We start from the raw sequence: 13,735 nt of genomic DNA, 5'->3' as shown, positions 1-13,735 counted from the left end.
GTCACGTCAGTCCTTGACCGCTCCGCCCAGTCCGGAGACCAGTCGTCGCTGTACGAGTACGAAGAAGATCAGCACCGGAATGGTCATCACGGTGGACGCCGCCATCACGCCGCCCCAGTCCGGCTCTTCGGGCTTGTAGAACACCAGGAGGGCCATCGGCAGGGTCGACTGTGACGTGTCGCTGATGATGAACGACTTGGCGAACAGGAAGTCGTTCCAGGCCGAGATGAAGGAGAAGACGCTGGTGGCCACCAACCCCGGGAAGACGAGGGGGAAAAGGATCTGCCAGAGGAATCGGGAACGGCTCGCCCCGTCGAGGTAGGCCGCCTCCTCCAGTGCCTCCGGTACAGCCTTCACAAAGCCGCGCAGCATCCAGATCGCGAACGGCAGGGAGAAGGCGATGTGGGGCAGGATCAGCGAACCCAGGGTGTTGAGCTGGCCGAAGTCCCGCATCTGGAAGAAGAGGGGGATGGTCAGCGCCTCCACGGGCACCATCTGGGCCACCAGGAACATGATCAGCAGGGTGGTCCGGAAACGGAAGCGGAATCGGGTGACGGCCGTCGCCGCGAGAAACGCGATCAGCGCGGAGACGACGACCACCGTGCAGGCGACGACAAGGCTGTTGACGAAGTAGCGGCCGAATTCCTGCTGTCCGAAGACACGGCGGAAGGAATCCAGGGTCGGCGCGAGGGTCCAGGGCCGGGGCTCGCTGGACTCGATCTCCCCCGCCGGTTTGAAGGCGCTGAGCACCATCCAGTAAAGGGGGAACGCCACCGCGGCCGCGATGACCAGGGCGGATGCCTCCGCGGCGAGCCGCCAGGGCCGCCGCAGGAAACCCAACGAATTCACAGCTCCTCCCCTTGCCTGCGCAGCAGTCGCAAATACACCAGGGTGATCGCCAGCAGAATCACCAGCATCACCACGCCGATCGCCGAGCCGAGGCTGTACTGGGAGGACGCGAAGGCCTTCTGGTAGGCGTACACGTTCAGTACGAGGTTCTGCCGGGCGATACCGCCGCCGCCCGTCATCACATAGATCTGGGTGAAGACCTTGAAGTCCCAGATGACCGACTGAATGGTGACGACGACGAGGATCGGGCGGAGCATCGGCGCGAGGACCGACCGCCAGATCCGCCACTGCGAGGCACCGTCCAGGGCCGCGGCCTCCAGGACCTCGGAGGGTACGGCGCGGATGCCGGCGTAGACGGTCACCATCACGAACGGGAAGGAGCACCAGACCACTTCGAGCAGGACGAGGAAGAAGGCGCTGTAGCGCTCGTACGTCCAGGAGTGGTCGCCGAGGCCCAGGATCCGGTTGACCGGGCCGAAGTCGGGGTCGAAGAGGAGCAGCCAGACCGTGGAGCCGGTGATCGCGGGGGTCGCCCACGCACCGAGCGCGGCCAGCATCAGAACGAGGCGGGGCAGGGCCCGTACCCGGGTCAGCAGCACGGCGAGCGCACAGCCGACGGCGAGCGTGCAGACCACGCAGGCCGCCGCGAACACGACGGTGGCCAGCAGGACCCGCCAGAACTCGGCGTCCCCGAGGAGCTCCGTGTAGTTCGCGAACCCCCGGAAACTGGTCGGCTCGCCGCCGCTGACCTGAGCCTGGGTGTACTCCAGGAGCGAGATCAGACCGAGCTGGTAGATGGGGTAGACGAGCAGCCCGCCGAGCACGACGAGCGCGGGCGCGAGATAGAGCCAGGGGGTGGCGCCCCGATAGGGGCGCGGGGCTGTGACATATGCGGCTCCGCCGCGTGGGCGCGACCAGCCACGACGCACCCGCGGTCGCCCACGCTCCCCGCCCCCCACCCCCCTGGGCGCCCCCCGCTCAACCAGCGGAGCTGAACGCATCGTTCATCTGCGTCGCCGCGTCCTTCGACGCCTCGGCCACGTCCTTCTTGCCGCTGACGACCTCCTGGAACATCGTCGGCAGCACCAGCGACGCGTCGATCTGCGCCCAGGCCGGCGAGACGGGCACGAACTTCGTGCCGGAGGACAGCGTCTTGACGAAGGGCTCGATGAACGGCTCCTCCTTGGCCGCCTCGGCCCGCACGTCGGTGTACGTCGGCAGGAAGCCCATCGCGTCGAAGAGTTCGCCCTGGGTCTGCTTGGACGCCAGCCGCTTCATCAGGTCGACGGCGAGGGTGCGGTGCGTGGTGCTCTTCAGCACACCGATGTTGTTGCCGCCCGCGAACGCCGGCGCCACGGAGCCGGACTTCACACCCGGCAGCGGTACGACCGCGTACTTGCCCTTGACCTTGCCGGCCTCCACGGCCGCGTGGCTGAAGTCGCCGCCGATCGCCATGCCCGCCTTGCCGGCGGCGAACGCGGTGACCGTGTCGTTGCCGCCCATGCTCGCGCACTTGGCGGCGGGGCAGTTGTCGTCGCCGAAGAGCGAGGTGTACGCCTCGATGCCCTTCTGGGCGGCCGCGCTGTCGATGGTCGAGGCGTACGAGCCGCCCTTGCCCTCGGCTATCTCGCCGCCGTTGGCCCAGACGAAGGGCATCGCGCCGTAGGTGTAGGCGCCGCCGACGACGAGGCCGTACAGGTCGGGCTTGGCCGCGCGGATCTGCTTGGCGGTGGCGGTCAGCTCGTCGAGGGACTTCGGGGCTTCGAGGCCGAGCTCCTCGAAGACGTCGGTGCGGTAGTACAGCGCGCGTACGCCCACGAAGAAGGGCGCGCCGTAGATCTTTCCGTCGACGGTCACGGAGGTCTTGGCGGTCGGGTCGGAGTCCTTGGCCTCGGACCAGTCGTTGAACTCGGTGGTGACGTCGGCGAGTCCGCCGTCCTTCACGTAACCGGCCGTGTCGGTGTTGCCGTACTCGATGAGGTCCGGGGCGCTCTTCGGGTCGTTGAAGGCGGCCTTGATCCGCTGGGCGCGGGTCTCGACGGGGATGTACTCGATCTTCACCTTCGCGCCGTCGTGCGCCTTCTCGAAGGCCGAGACCACCTTGTCGACGACCTTCTGCTTCGGCTCGTTGCTCACCTCCTGGAAGAGCCAGATCCGGAGGGTGCCGGTCGTCTCGTCCTCCTTGGAGGAGGAGTTGTCGGAGGTCTGCGGGGCGCAGGCGGTCAGCCCGGCGAGGGCTAGGGCCGCTACGGGCGCGGCGAGTCTGGCGACGAGCTTCATGGAGCGAGTCCTCCGGAGGGGAGCGGAGTGTTGCATTCTCTGCAACGGGCGTTCTGCTCTACACAACACACCGGAGGCTAGGGAGTACATGAACATGACCACAAGAGGTCTCTACCACCTTGTGATCCTGGGAAGCGTTCTGTGCAACGGGGGCGCGACAAAGCTCGGGGGTACGGGTACGTCGGCGAGTGCGGATGGTCTGTGGTTGCTCGCGCAGTTCCCCGCGCCCCTGAAAGACCCGGGGGTCACCCGTGCTTTTCAGGGGCGCGGGGAACTGCGCGACCAGCCCCCACTCACCCGCACTCGCCGACGTACCCGTACCCCCGAGCCGGAGGCGCCCCGTTACTTCTTGCCGTCGCCCTGGTCGCCACCACCCGCGCCGAGGGACTCGAAGATCTCCTTGCACATGGGGCACACGGGGTACTTCTTCGGGTCACGGCCCGGGACCCACACCTTGCCGCACAACGCCACGACCGGCGTGCCGTCGAGGGCGCTCGCCATGATCTTGTCCTTCTGGACATAGTGGGCGAAGCGCTCGTGGTCACCATCGCCGTGCGACGTCTGCGGCGTCGGTTCGACGAGGGTCCCCGTACCAGTACCGCGCTCGGGCTCAAGAGTGCTCATGACGCCAAGGGTACTGAAGCTCACAGGCATCAGTTGAGCGAAGGGTCGTCCGGGTACGTGGCCACCATCGCGAGCTCGTTGCGCTGGCGGCGCAGGACCTCGCGCCAGAGTCTCTCCGGACAGGGCGAGGAGACGTCGCCGGGTTCGGACTCGACGACGTACCAGGCACCCTCCACCAGTTCGTCCTCCAACTGGCCGGGCCCCCAGCCCGCGTACCCGGCGAAGATGCGCAGCGAGCCGAGCGCGGAGGCCAGCAGCTCTGGCGGGGCCTCCAGGTCGACGAGGCCGATCGCGCCGTGGACGCGCTTCCAGCCGAGCGGCGCCCGGTCGACGGAGCCGCCGCCGGGTATCACCGCGACCCCGAGCGCCGAGTCCAGTTGCACCGGGCCACCCTGGAAGACGACACCGGGTTCGCCGGCGAGTTCCGCCCAGCCCTCCAGGATGTCACCGACATCCACGGGGGTCGGGCGGTTGAGGACCACCCCGAGCGAGCCCTCCTCGTCGTGGTCGAGGAGAAGCACCACCGCGCGGTCGAAGTTCGGGTCCGCCAGGGCGGGCGTGGCCACGAGCAGCCGCCCTGTGAGCGAGGACACCTCGGTCATGCCAGACATGATCCCGCATCCGGCCCGCGCGCGGGGAGCCAATCCCCCCAGCGATGTGAATGCAGCTCACGGCGCAGGGAAGCGACTGGGGCGCACGCGCGTGATGGTGACCCCGTGTGGCCGGTGGGGAACGGTTCGTGTTGTGGCAAACCCATGACGTGGCTGAGAAGCACTTGGGCTTACGGAAGGGGGGTGGGCGGCGATTACGCTAGCTCTCCGGCTCACGCCGCGCCGGCTCCCGCACAACGGGTCCACCGGCCGGCCGCACACGCCGGAAAGCCTCTGCCCAACTCCACGGAACGCGAGATTCATGACCGTCAACGGCTCTGACGACGTACTGCTTGTACACGGCGGCACCCCGCTCAGTGGCGAGATCCGTGTCCGCGGTGCGAAGAACCTCGTACCCAAGGCCATGGTCGCCGCGCTGCTCGGCAGCGGTCCGAGCCGGCTGCGCAACGTGCCCGACATCCGCGATGTGCGGGTCGTGCGCGGACTGCTGCAGTTGCACGGCGTAACGGTCCGCCCGGGTGACGAGCCGGGCGAGCTGGTGATGGACCCGACGAACGTGGAGAGCGCGAACGTCGCCGACATCGACGCCCACGCCGGTTCGTCGCGCATCCCGATCCTGTTCTGCGGCCCGCTGCTGCACCGGCTCGGCCATGCCTTCATCCCCGGTCTCGGCGGCTGCGACATCGGCGGCCGGCCGATCGACTTCCACTTCGAGGTGCTGCGGCAGTTCGGCGCGAAGATCGAGAAGCGGGAGGACGGGCAGTATCTGGAGGCGCCGCGGCGGCTGCGGGGTACGAAGATCCAGCTGCCGTACCCGTCGGTGGGCGCGACGGAGCAGGTGCTGCTGACCGCCGTCCTCGCGGAGGGGGTGACGGAACTCGCGAACGCGGCGATCGAGCCGGAGATCGAGGACCTCATCTGCGTCCTGCAGAAGATGGGCGCCATCATCGCGATGGACACCGACCGCACGATCCGCATCACCGGTGTGGACTCGCTCGGCGGCTACAACCACAAGGCCCTCCCGGACCGCCTGGAGGCCGCCTCCTGGGCTTCCGCCGCGCTGGCGACCGAAGGCGACATCTACGTCCGGGGCGCCCAGCAGCGCTCGATGATGACGTTCCTGAACACCTACCGGAAGGTGGGTGGCGCCTTCGAGATCGACGACGAGGGCATCCGCTTCTGGCACCCCGGCGGGCAGCTGAAGTCGATCGCCCTGGAGACGGACGTCCACCCCGGCTTCCAGACCGACTGGCAGCAGCCCCTGGTCGTCGCCCTGACGCAGGCCACCGGCCTCTCGATCGTCCACGAGACGGTCTACGAGTCCCGGCTGGGCTTCACCTCCGCGCTGAACCAGATGGGCGCGCACATCCAGCTCTACCGCGAGTGCCTGGGCGGCTCGCACTGCCGCTTCGGCCAGCGCAACTTCCTGCACTCCGCGGTCGTCTCCGGCCCCACCCGCCTCCAGGGCGCCGACCTGGTCATCCCCGACCTCCGCGGCGGCTTCTCCTACCTCATCGCGGCCCTCGCCGCCCAGGGCACCTCCCGTGTCCACGGCATCGAACTGATCAACCGCGGCTACGAGAACTTCATGGAAAAGCTCATGGAACTGGGCGCGAAGGTCGAGCTTCCCGGCAAAGCGCTCGGCTGAGGCTGAGAGCAAGCACACAACCGCCGCGGCTGGGCAGCGCGGCTCCCGGCTGGGGCCACGGGCTGCGCCCCTGAAAGCATGGGGCGCAGCCCCCTGCTTTCAGGGGCGCGGGGAACTGCGCGACCAGCCACGACGAACCCGCGCCGAACAACGATGGGGGCGGCACCCGGAAATCCAGGTGCCGCCCCCATCAGGCGTTCTACGCGCGCTACACCATCCCCAGAGGGACAGCCGGCAAGGCTACTTGCCCTTGGCCGCTTCCTTGAGCTTGCTGCCCGCGGAGACCTTGACGCTGTAGCCGGCCGGGATCTGGATCGGGTCGCCGGTCTGCGGGTTGCGCGCGGTGCGAGCGGCACGGTGGGTGCGCTCGAAGGTCAGGAAGCCGGGGATGGTGACCTTCTCGTCACCCTTGGCGACGACGTCGCCGACGACCTCGGCGAACGCGGCCAGCACAGCGTCGGCGTCCTTGCGGGTCACCTCGGCGCGGTCGGCCAGCGCGGCCACCAGCTCACTGCGGTTCATTTTGTTACTCCCGTGTTCTTCTTGCCGTTGAGGCGGACCCGGGTCCGTCGTCAGACCCTCGCGCCCAGAAACGCATCCTGCACTCACCTGCGGCGGGAAAGCCAATCCGGCACCCCTGGGAGTCACACGAACACCCCTGGGAGTCACACGGAAAGCGGGGCCTGGCAGGCCTGGACCTGGCCGCCACCCTAAAGGGCCGCGCAAGGCCCCCGCCCCCGCGACGCGCCGGTACGCGGGCGCCGTGGCGACCGTCACAGATGAGCGGCGAGCGGCCCTCAGACCGACGCCGCCGCCTTCGCGGCGTCCCGCACCGCCCCGGCGACCGCGCCCGCGACCTTCTCGTTGAAGACGCTCGGGATGATGTAGTTCGCGTTCAGCTCGTCCTCGGTGACGACGTCCGCGAGGGCCTTCGCGGCAGCGAGCATCATGTCCGTGTTGACGGTCCGGGACTGGGCGTCGAGGAGACCGCGGAAGACACCCGGGAAGACCAGCACGTTGTTGATCTGGTTCGGGAAGTCGGAGCGGCCGGTGGCCACGACGGCCGCGGTCTGACGGGCGATCGCGGGCTCGACCTCGGGGTCTGGGTTCGCGAGCGCGAACACGATCGCGTCGTCGGCCATGGCGGCCACGTCGTCGCCGTCGAGGACGTTCGGCGCCGAGACGCCGATGAACACGTCGGCGCCGCGCACGGCCTCCTTGAGCGTGCCCGTGAGGCCCTCGGGGTTGGTGTTGTCGGCGATCCAGCGCAGCGGCGAGTCGGCGGCGGCGTCGACCAGGTCGGTGCGGTCGCAGTGCACGACACCGTGGATGTCGGCCACCACGGCGTTCTTCACACCGGCGGCGATGAGCAGCTTCAGGATGGCCGTGCCGGCCGCGCCCGCGCCCGACATGACGACGCGGATGTCCCCAACCGCCTTGCCCGCGACGCGAAGAGCGTTCGTGAGCGCGGCGAGGACGACGATCGCCGTGCCGTGCTGGTCGTCGTGGAAGACCGGGATGTCGAGGGCCTCGCGCAGCCGGGCCTCGATCTCGAAGCAGCGGGGCGCGGAGATGTCCTCCAGGTTGATGCCCGCGAAGCCGGGGGCGATCGCCTTGACGATCTCGACGATCGCGTCGGTGTCCTGGGTGTCCAGGCAGATCGGCCAGGCGTCGATGCCGGCGAACCGCTTGAAGAGGGCGGCCTTGCCCTCCATGACCGGCAGGGCGGCCATCGGGCCGATGTTGCCGAGGCCCAGCACGGCCGAGCCGTCCGTCACGACCGCAACGGAGTTGCGCTTGATGGTCAGACGCCGGGCGTCCTCGGGGTTCTCGGCGATCGCCATGCAGACACGGGCCACACCCGGCGTGTAGATCATCGAGAGGTCGTCACGGTTGCGGATGGGGTGCTTCGACGCCATCTCGATCTTGCCGCCGAGGTGCATCAGGAACGTACGGTCGGAGACCTTGCCGAGCGTGACGCCCTCGATGCCGCGCAGCTGCTCGACGATCTCGTCGGCGTGCGCGGTGGAGGTGGCGGCGATGGTGACGTCGATGCGGAGCTTCTCGTGGCCGGAGGCGGTCACGTCGAGGCCGGTCACCGAGCCTCCGTGGGACTCGACGGCTCCGGTGAGCTGGGAGACCGCGGTTCCGCTCGCGGGCACCTCCAGCCGGACCGTCATCGAGTAGGAGACGCTGGGCGCCGTTGCCATGGCCGACTTCCTCTGCTTTCGCTGCTACTGCGTTCTGCCGCGTTCGAGCCGCTGCGTTTTGCGGTCCGATCGTCGCACCTACCGCCGAGTAGGCGTTAGCCACGTGGGATTGAGAACGTTTTGTTCACAACGCGAAGAGGTCCACGTCACAGTGGACGTGGACCTCTTCTCCGTTCAGTGGCACCGACCCGCCATGCTCGCCTCGCGGCAAGTGGTCGCTCTAAGCGACGAAGGTTGGGCCCGGGGGCTTGGATCGAGCCGGTGCCACACCCAGGCTAACAAACAGATCCCGTAAGGCCATTCCCGCACGGGAGTTGTTTTTGGGGCGCCTCGGAGCTCGGGAGGTCGGGGTGGTTCGGCGGGTGCGGGTGGTGTGTGGTTGATCGCGCAGTTCCCCGCGCCCCTTAAAGGTCGGGGGGCGCCGCCAGGTTTCTAGGGGCGCGGGGAACTGCGCGACCAGCCCCCACCCACCCGCAGACGACATCAGTCGCGCAGCAGGTCGGGTACGCCCCTCTCGTCCGGCTCGTCCCGCTCCCCCGACACCAAGGTCAGCTGCTGGGTCGCCCGGGTGAGGGCCACGTACAGCACCCTCAGCCCCGCCGGGGACTCGTCCGCGATCTCCGCCGGGGAGACGACCACCGTCGCGTCGTACTCCAGCCCCTTCGCCTCCAGGCTGCCGAGAGCCACGACACGATCACCGAGTCCTGCCAGCCACCGCTTGGCCTCGTCGCGGCGGTTCATGGCGACCACGACGCCGACCGTGCCGTCGACCAGGTCCAGCAGGCGCGCGGCCTCCGCGCGGACCGTGCGGGCCAGGGACTCCCGTACGGCCGTGACGAAGCGGGGCTCGACGCCCGTCGAGCGGACCGCCGAGGGGGACTCGGAGCCCGGCATGGCCAGCGCCAGCACCTTCGCCGCCAGTTCGGCGATCTCGGCGGGGTTGCGGTAGTTGACCGTCAGGGTGAAGCGGCGGCGGGGGCGGCTGCCCAGGGCCTCGTCGCGGGCTTCCGCCGCCTCGTCGGGGTCCGACCACGAGGACTGGGCGGGGTCTCCCACGACCGTCCAGGTGGCGTGGCGGCCGCGGCGGCCCACCATCCGCCACTGCATCGGGGTCAGGTCCTGCGCCTCGTCGACGATGACGTGCGCGTACTCGGTCCGCTCCTGGGCCAGCCGCTCGGCCCGCTCGCGCTGGGTCTCCTCGCGTACGGGCATGAGTTCCTCCAGGCCCGTGAGCTGGTCCAAGGGGTCGAGATCGCGTTTCTTCCGGGGGCGGGCCGGAAGGCCGAGGATGGCCTGGAGTTCGTCCAGCATGGCGACGTCGTGGACCGAGAAGCCGTCCCGTTTCAGGGAGCGGGCGACGCGGCGGACCTCACCCGGATTGAGGATGCGGCGGGCCCAGCGGCCGAGGCGGCGCTCGTCGGCCATGGCGGTGAGCACGCCACGCGGGGTCAGCTCGGGCCACCAGGCGTCGAGGAAGGCGATGAAGTCGTCCTCGCTCGTGATGTCCTCGTCGAAGGAGGAGCGCAGTTCGGCGGCCAGTTCCGGGTCGGTGTGGCGGCCGTCCGCCCCGGACTTCGACCAGAGGGCGTCGAGGAGCAGCTTGCGGGCGCGGGGACGCAGCAGGTTGACGGGGGCCGTGCCGCCGAGCGCGTTGTGGCGGACGCGTTCCAGTTCGGCGGCCTCCAGTTCGAGGCGGCGGCCGAAGGCGACGACACGAAGTCGGTTCGGCGCGTCGTTCGACTCCAGCGCGCCCCGGGCGGCCTTCCGCAGCACCTTGAGCATGCGGTACGAGCCCTTGGCGCGGGCCACGGCCGGGGAGTCGTACAGCGTGGCCTCGGCGCCGCCCGTGTCCTCGGCGAGTGAGCCGATCGCGCGGATGGCGACCTGGCCCTCCTCGCCGAGGGACGGCAGGACGCCCTCGGTGTACGCCACCAGCAGCGGGGTCGGGGAGACGATCAGGATGCCGCCCGCGTACCGGCGCCGGTCCTGGTAGAGGAGGTAGGCGGCCCGGTGCAGCGCCACGGCCGTCTTGCCCGTGCCCGGGCCGCCCTCGACGTACGTCACCGAGGCGGCGGGGGCGCGGATCACCAGGTCCTGTTCGGCCTGGATGGAGGCGACGATGTCGCGCATGGTGTGGCTGCGGGCCTGGCCGAGGGCGGCCATGAGGGCGCCGTCGCCGATGACGGGCAGCTCGCCGCCGTCGAGCAAGGCCTTCAGCTCGGGGCGCATCAGGTCGTCCTCGACGCCGAGCACCTTGCGGCCCTTGGAGCGGATGACCCGGCGCCGTACGACCCTGCCGGGGTCGACCGGGGTCGAGCGGTAGAAGGGGGCGGCCGCCGGGGCCCGCCAGTCGATGACCAGCGGCGCGTACTCGGAGTCCAGGACACCGATCCGGCCGATGTGCAGGGTCTCGGCGATGTCGGCGGTGTTGTCGGGGCGGACCGCGCCCTCGGCCGGTTCGACGGCGGTGTACGCGCCGTCGGGTCCCTTCTTCCCGTCCTTGCCGAGCAACAGGTCGATACGGCCGAAGAGGAAGTCCTCGAACTCGTTGTTGAGGCGATTCAGGTGGATGCCCGCCCGGAAGACCTGGGCGTCCCGCTCGGCGAGCGCGCCCGGGGTGCCGACCTGACCGCGCTTGGCCGCGTCGTTCATCAGGAACTCGGCCTCGTGGATCTTCTCCTCAAGACGCCGGTACACCCGGTCCAGATGTTCCTGTTCTACGCCGATCTCCTTCTCACGCACCGAGTCGTGAGCGGAGTCGAGCGTTTCCTGCTGAACCTGAGCGGCCACCCGGGCCCCCTTCTGACGTGCTGGGCAGCCGTCCACCGTACGCGAAAAGGACCCCGACAGGCTATGCGCCCGACCGGGGTCCGTTCACCACTCGCCTCGATGTGTCATGCCTTGACCGAGACGAGCTTCTTCCCGCTGAAGGTCAGGATCTCGAAGTGGTCGATCTGGTCCGGGGTGAAGGCGGCGCCGCCGTGGACGTAGAGCGGCTTCTTGGCCTGGTCGGTCTCGGCGTTCTTGATGCCGTAGCCCCATTTCGGGACGGACCAGGAGGTGACCGTCTCACGCTCGCCGTTCTTGCCGACGGCGATGAGCGAGCACTTCTCCGGGCCCTTGACGTTCTTCAGCTCCAGGACCGCGTGGGTGCCCCAGGCCTTGGACTCCATGCCGACCGTGGCGGTGACCTGGGTGGACGCGTCGGTGGACGAGACCTTGTCCGATGCGTTCATGTGATCGAAGGCGTCCTGGGCCGGGCTGGCGACGTTCGGCCGGTTCTCCGGGGCGTCGTTCCCGCCGCCCGTCGTCGCCATCACGGCCGTCGGGCCGCCGACGATCAGGGCGACGCCGGCCGCCAGCATGAAGAAGTTCCGTCGGCTCTTCTTCGCGCGGTGCTGGACGACCTCGCCGACCAGCCGGTCCGCGAGTCCTGTCGTGGGTTTCGCGGACAGGGACTCGCCGATCGCGGGTGTGCCCTGGGAAGCGGGCAGGTCCGCGAGCGCGGCCAGCATCGGTTCCATACCGGCCAGCTCGTCCAGCTGCTGGCCGCACCACTCGCACGTGGCGAGATGCATCTCGAACTGTGTGGCCTCGGCGTCGTCCAGTATCCCGAGGGCGTACGCGCCGACGGTTTCGTGGATGTTGTCACCGGAACCTTGGGCTCCTTGCACAGACCCGGGCATTCCCGGTCCATACCCCCCGTAGATGTTGCTCATGCCGTCACCCCGCGCTCCTCTAGAGCCAGCTTCATCGACCGCAGGGCGTAGAACACCCGGGAGCGGACGGTGCCACTGGGGATGCCAAGCGTCTCGGCCGCCTCATTGACCGTACGCCCTTTGAAATAGGTCTCGACCAGGACCTCCCTGTGAGCAGGGGTCAGGTCGTCCAGCGCGTCCGACAGTGTCATCAGCCACAACGCCTTGTCGATCTCGTCCTCCGCGGGGATGACCTCCAGCGGCGACGGGTCGACCTCCTGCGGCCGGGCCTGCCGGCTGCGGTGGCCGTCGATGACGATGCGGCGTGCGACCGTCACCAGCCAGGGGCGTACCGATCCGGTCGCTCGATTGAGCTGACCGGCGTTCTTCCAGGCCCGGATGAGAGTTTCCTGCACAACGTCCTCGGCGCGTTGGCGGTCGCCCGCGACCAGACGCAGCACGTACGCGAGCAAGGGTCCAGCGTGCTCGCGGTACAACGCGCGCATCAGCTCCTCGTCTGGCTCTGAGGGCTGCGATGCGCGATGTCGTGCCCTGTGCGGGCGTTCATCGGCCACAGCGGAATCCTTGCGCACGGCTACCTCCGGTGTCCGGGGGTTCCCCCAGTCGGTCGCTCACATCGGGATACGTAGGTAATCAGTTGTGTGTTCAGAGTTGAGACACAACTTTCTCGATTCAACGTGGGGAAGTTGGGGCAGCTGAGGGACAAGCGTGCCCATATCGGTTCCTAACCCGGCACACACGGGCGGGAATTGTGAAGATCCGCATCACGTGATGTGAAAAACAGCACTGCTGCTTCTTTACGAGAACTGGAACCATGCCCAACTCCCTGGCATCCCAAGGGAGATGGGCAATAGCGGAGAAGTGACCCGAACAGGATCGATTCGGGTTACGCGAGTCAGTCGCCTCGGCCGGGGACAGGCCCTGGGGCCCTTCTGATGGATCTCCGTGGAGGAAGGAGCGGCGTTCGGTGCGTGCTCTCGGCGTGCGGCGTGGAGGGTCATGTGGCGGAGCCACCTGTCCCTTCACGCCGTGCGTCGAGAGTGCGTGCCGGGCGTCGCGACGCCGCGGAGATCCATCAGAAGGGCCCTAGGCGCGGGCGAGGCCGGCTCGGCGGCGGTGGCGGGCCACGCGTTCGCGGTTGCCGCAGATCTCGCTGGAGCACCAGCGGCGGCGTCGGCCGCGGGAGGTGTCGACGTACACGATGGGGCAGTTGTCGCCGGCGCACTGGCGCAGGCTCGCGCAGGCGGCCGGGTCGGTGAGCAGCTCCACGGTGTCGCGGGCGATCACTGCGAGCAGGGCGGCGCAGTCGGGGGCGCGGTCCAGGGCTCGGGTGAGGGTGCCGTCGTCCGTGCGGACGGCCTGGAGGGCCGGAGTGGCTGCGCGGGCCAGGTCGTTGATCCTCGCCAGGGAGATGTCGAAGGAGACGTCGAAGCGGCGGGAGTCGGGCTTGCGGTCCGGTTCGGTGCGGACCAACTGGCCGATGTGTCCGCGTAGTTCTCGGAAGCCGACGAGCCAGTGCGGGGTGATGTGGTCGAGGGGGGTGTCCTCGGGGACCAGGGCGGCGGCGGTGATCCAGGTGCGTAGGTGGAGTGCTGAGTCGAGTTGTTCCTCGGGGTGGGTGGTCGCGAGGAAGTCCAGGCAGAGGTGGCCGCAGTCGAAGCGGGGGGGTTGTGCCATGTGCCTGTCACCGCCTGGGGGTTGCCGTGGGGCGTCTGAGAGGGTCGTACCCCCTACAGTGCCTGGCCGCACGCTGTGCTGGAACCCTCTGGGGTTCGGGGGGATTTGCTCGCCCCC

12 protein-coding genes are annotated in these 13,735 nt (G+C 69.0%); 1 reads left to right on the top strand and 11 read right to left on the bottom strand.

The window, feature by feature from the left end; all coding sequences use genetic code 11:
• Positions 1 to 6: 6 nt before the first annotated feature.
• The 5 genes from JIX56_RS28910 to JIX56_RS28890 form a co-directional block, all read right to left on the bottom strand.
• Positions 7 to 849 carry a carbohydrate ABC transporter permease gene (locus JIX56_RS28910; RefSeq protein ID WP_257544904.1) on the bottom strand — a complete coding sequence of 281 codons (843 nt, stop codon included), beginning with the start codon at positions 847 to 849 and terminating at the stop codon, positions 7 to 9.
• Positions 846 to 1,850: a carbohydrate ABC transporter permease gene (locus JIX56_RS28905; RefSeq protein ID WP_257544902.1), complete on the bottom strand. Its 1,005-nt coding sequence runs from the start codon at positions 1,848 to 1,850 to the stop codon at positions 846 to 848. The genes JIX56_RS28910 and JIX56_RS28905 overlap by 4 nt, the downstream gene beginning before the upstream one ends.
• Positions 1,828 to 3,129, bottom strand: a complete 1,302-nt coding sequence (locus JIX56_RS28900; protein ID WP_257544900.1) for an extracellular solute-binding protein — start codon at positions 3,127 to 3,129, stop codon at positions 1,828 to 1,830. Before JIX56_RS28900 ends, JIX56_RS28905 begins: the two co-directional genes overlap by 23 nt.
• Before the next feature lie 342 nt (positions 3,130 to 3,471).
• Positions 3,472 to 3,753 (bottom strand): DUF3039 domain-containing protein, encoded by a 282-nt coding sequence (locus tag JIX56_RS28895; protein WP_119589960.1) that lies wholly within the window; start codon positions 3,751 to 3,753, stop codon positions 3,472 to 3,474.
• Between the two features lie 29 nt (positions 3,754 to 3,782).
• On the bottom strand, positions 3,783 to 4,355 hold the full coding sequence (locus tag JIX56_RS28890; protein ID WP_257544898.1) for a YqgE/AlgH family protein: 573 nt from the start codon (positions 4,353 to 4,355) through the stop codon (positions 3,783 to 3,785).
• Between the two features lie 310 nt (positions 4,356 to 4,665).
• Between JIX56_RS28890 and murA the strand changes: the two genes are divergently transcribed.
• Positions 4,666 to 6,012 (top strand): UDP-N-acetylglucosamine 1-carboxyvinyltransferase, encoded by a 1,347-nt coding sequence (gene murA, locus JIX56_RS28885; protein WP_033524988.1) that lies wholly within the window; start codon positions 4,666 to 4,668, stop codon positions 6,010 to 6,012.
• 240 nt (positions 6,013 to 6,252) lie between these two features.
• Here murA and JIX56_RS28880 read toward each other — a convergent pair whose 3' ends face one another.
• From JIX56_RS28880 to JIX56_RS28855, 6 genes are all read right to left on the bottom strand, one after another.
• Entirely contained in the window at positions 6,253 to 6,534 is a 282-nt protein-coding gene (locus tag JIX56_RS28880; RefSeq protein WP_257544896.1) for an HU family DNA-binding protein, read from the bottom strand.
• 275 nt (positions 6,535 to 6,809) lie between these two features.
• Complete coding sequence (locus JIX56_RS28875; protein WP_257544894.1) at positions 6,810 to 8,222, bottom strand: NAD-dependent malic enzyme; 1,413 nt, start codon at positions 8,220 to 8,222, stop codon at positions 6,810 to 6,812.
• 483 nt (positions 8,223 to 8,705) lie between these two features.
• Complete coding sequence (locus JIX56_RS28870; RefSeq protein WP_257544892.1) at positions 8,706 to 11,012, bottom strand: HelD family protein; 2,307 nt, start codon at positions 11,010 to 11,012, stop codon at positions 8,706 to 8,708.
• Positions 11,013 to 11,116: 104 nt separating this feature from the next.
• The gene (locus tag JIX56_RS28865; RefSeq protein WP_257544890.1) at positions 11,117 to 11,908 is read right to left on the bottom strand and encodes an anti-sigma factor family protein; all 792 of its coding nucleotides are present in this window, start codon (positions 11,906 to 11,908) and stop codon (positions 11,117 to 11,119) included.
• Positions 11,909 to 11,937: 29 nt separating this feature from the next.
• A complete protein-coding gene (locus JIX56_RS28860) occupies positions 11,938 to 12,513 on the bottom strand; it encodes a sigma-70 family RNA polymerase sigma factor (RefSeq protein ID WP_013003188.1) in 576 nt (191 codons plus the stop codon).
• A 514-nt stretch (positions 12,514 to 13,027) separates the two neighbouring features.
• The gene (locus JIX56_RS28855; RefSeq protein WP_257544888.1) at positions 13,028 to 13,618 is read right to left on the bottom strand and encodes a CGNR zinc finger domain-containing protein; all 591 of its coding nucleotides are present in this window, start codon (positions 13,616 to 13,618) and stop codon (positions 13,028 to 13,030) included.
• Between the last annotated feature and the right edge of the window lie 117 nt (positions 13,619 to 13,735).

The sequence above is a fragment of the Streptomyces sp. CA-210063 genome, assembly GCF_024612015.1.
Taxonomy (GTDB): Bacteria; Actinomycetota; Actinomycetes; order Streptomycetales; family Streptomycetaceae; genus Streptomyces.
This window is presented reverse-complemented; position numbering and strand designations above follow the sequence as displayed.

Excerpts from the sequence above, each read along its gene's own strand:
- JIX56_RS28905 (WP_257544902.1), bottom strand. The coding sequence starts at position 1,850 with ATGCGTTCAGCTCCGCTGGTTGAGCGGGGGGCGCCCAGGGGGGTGGGG.
- JIX56_RS28865 (WP_257544890.1), bottom strand. The coding sequence starts at position 11,908 with ATGCCCGGGTCTGTGCAAGGAGCCCAAGGTTCCGGTGACAACATCCAC.
- JIX56_RS28875 (WP_257544894.1), bottom strand. The coding sequence starts at position 8,222 with ATGGCAACGGCGCCCAGCGTCTCCTACTCGATGACGGTCCGGCTGGAG.
- JIX56_RS28895 (WP_119589960.1), bottom strand. The coding sequence starts at position 3,753 with ATGAGCACTCTTGAGCCCGAGCGCGGTACTGGTACGGGGACCCTCGTC.
- JIX56_RS28900 (WP_257544900.1), bottom strand. The coding sequence starts at position 3,129 with ATGAAGCTCGTCGCCAGACTCGCCGCGCCCGTAGCGGCCCTAGCCCTC.
- JIX56_RS28890 (WP_257544898.1), bottom strand. The coding sequence starts at position 4,355 with ATGACCGAGGTGTCCTCGCTCACAGGGCGGCTGCTCGTGGCCACGCCC.
- JIX56_RS28855 (WP_257544888.1), bottom strand. The coding sequence starts at position 13,618 with ATGGCACAACCCCCCCGCTTCGACTGCGGCCACCTCTGCCTGGACTTC.
- murA (WP_033524988.1), top strand. The coding sequence starts at position 4,666 with ATGACCGTCAACGGCTCTGACGACGTACTGCTTGTACACGGCGGCACC.
- JIX56_RS28880 (WP_257544896.1), bottom strand. The coding sequence starts at position 6,534 with ATGAACCGCAGTGAGCTGGTGGCCGCGCTGGCCGACCGCGCCGAGGTG.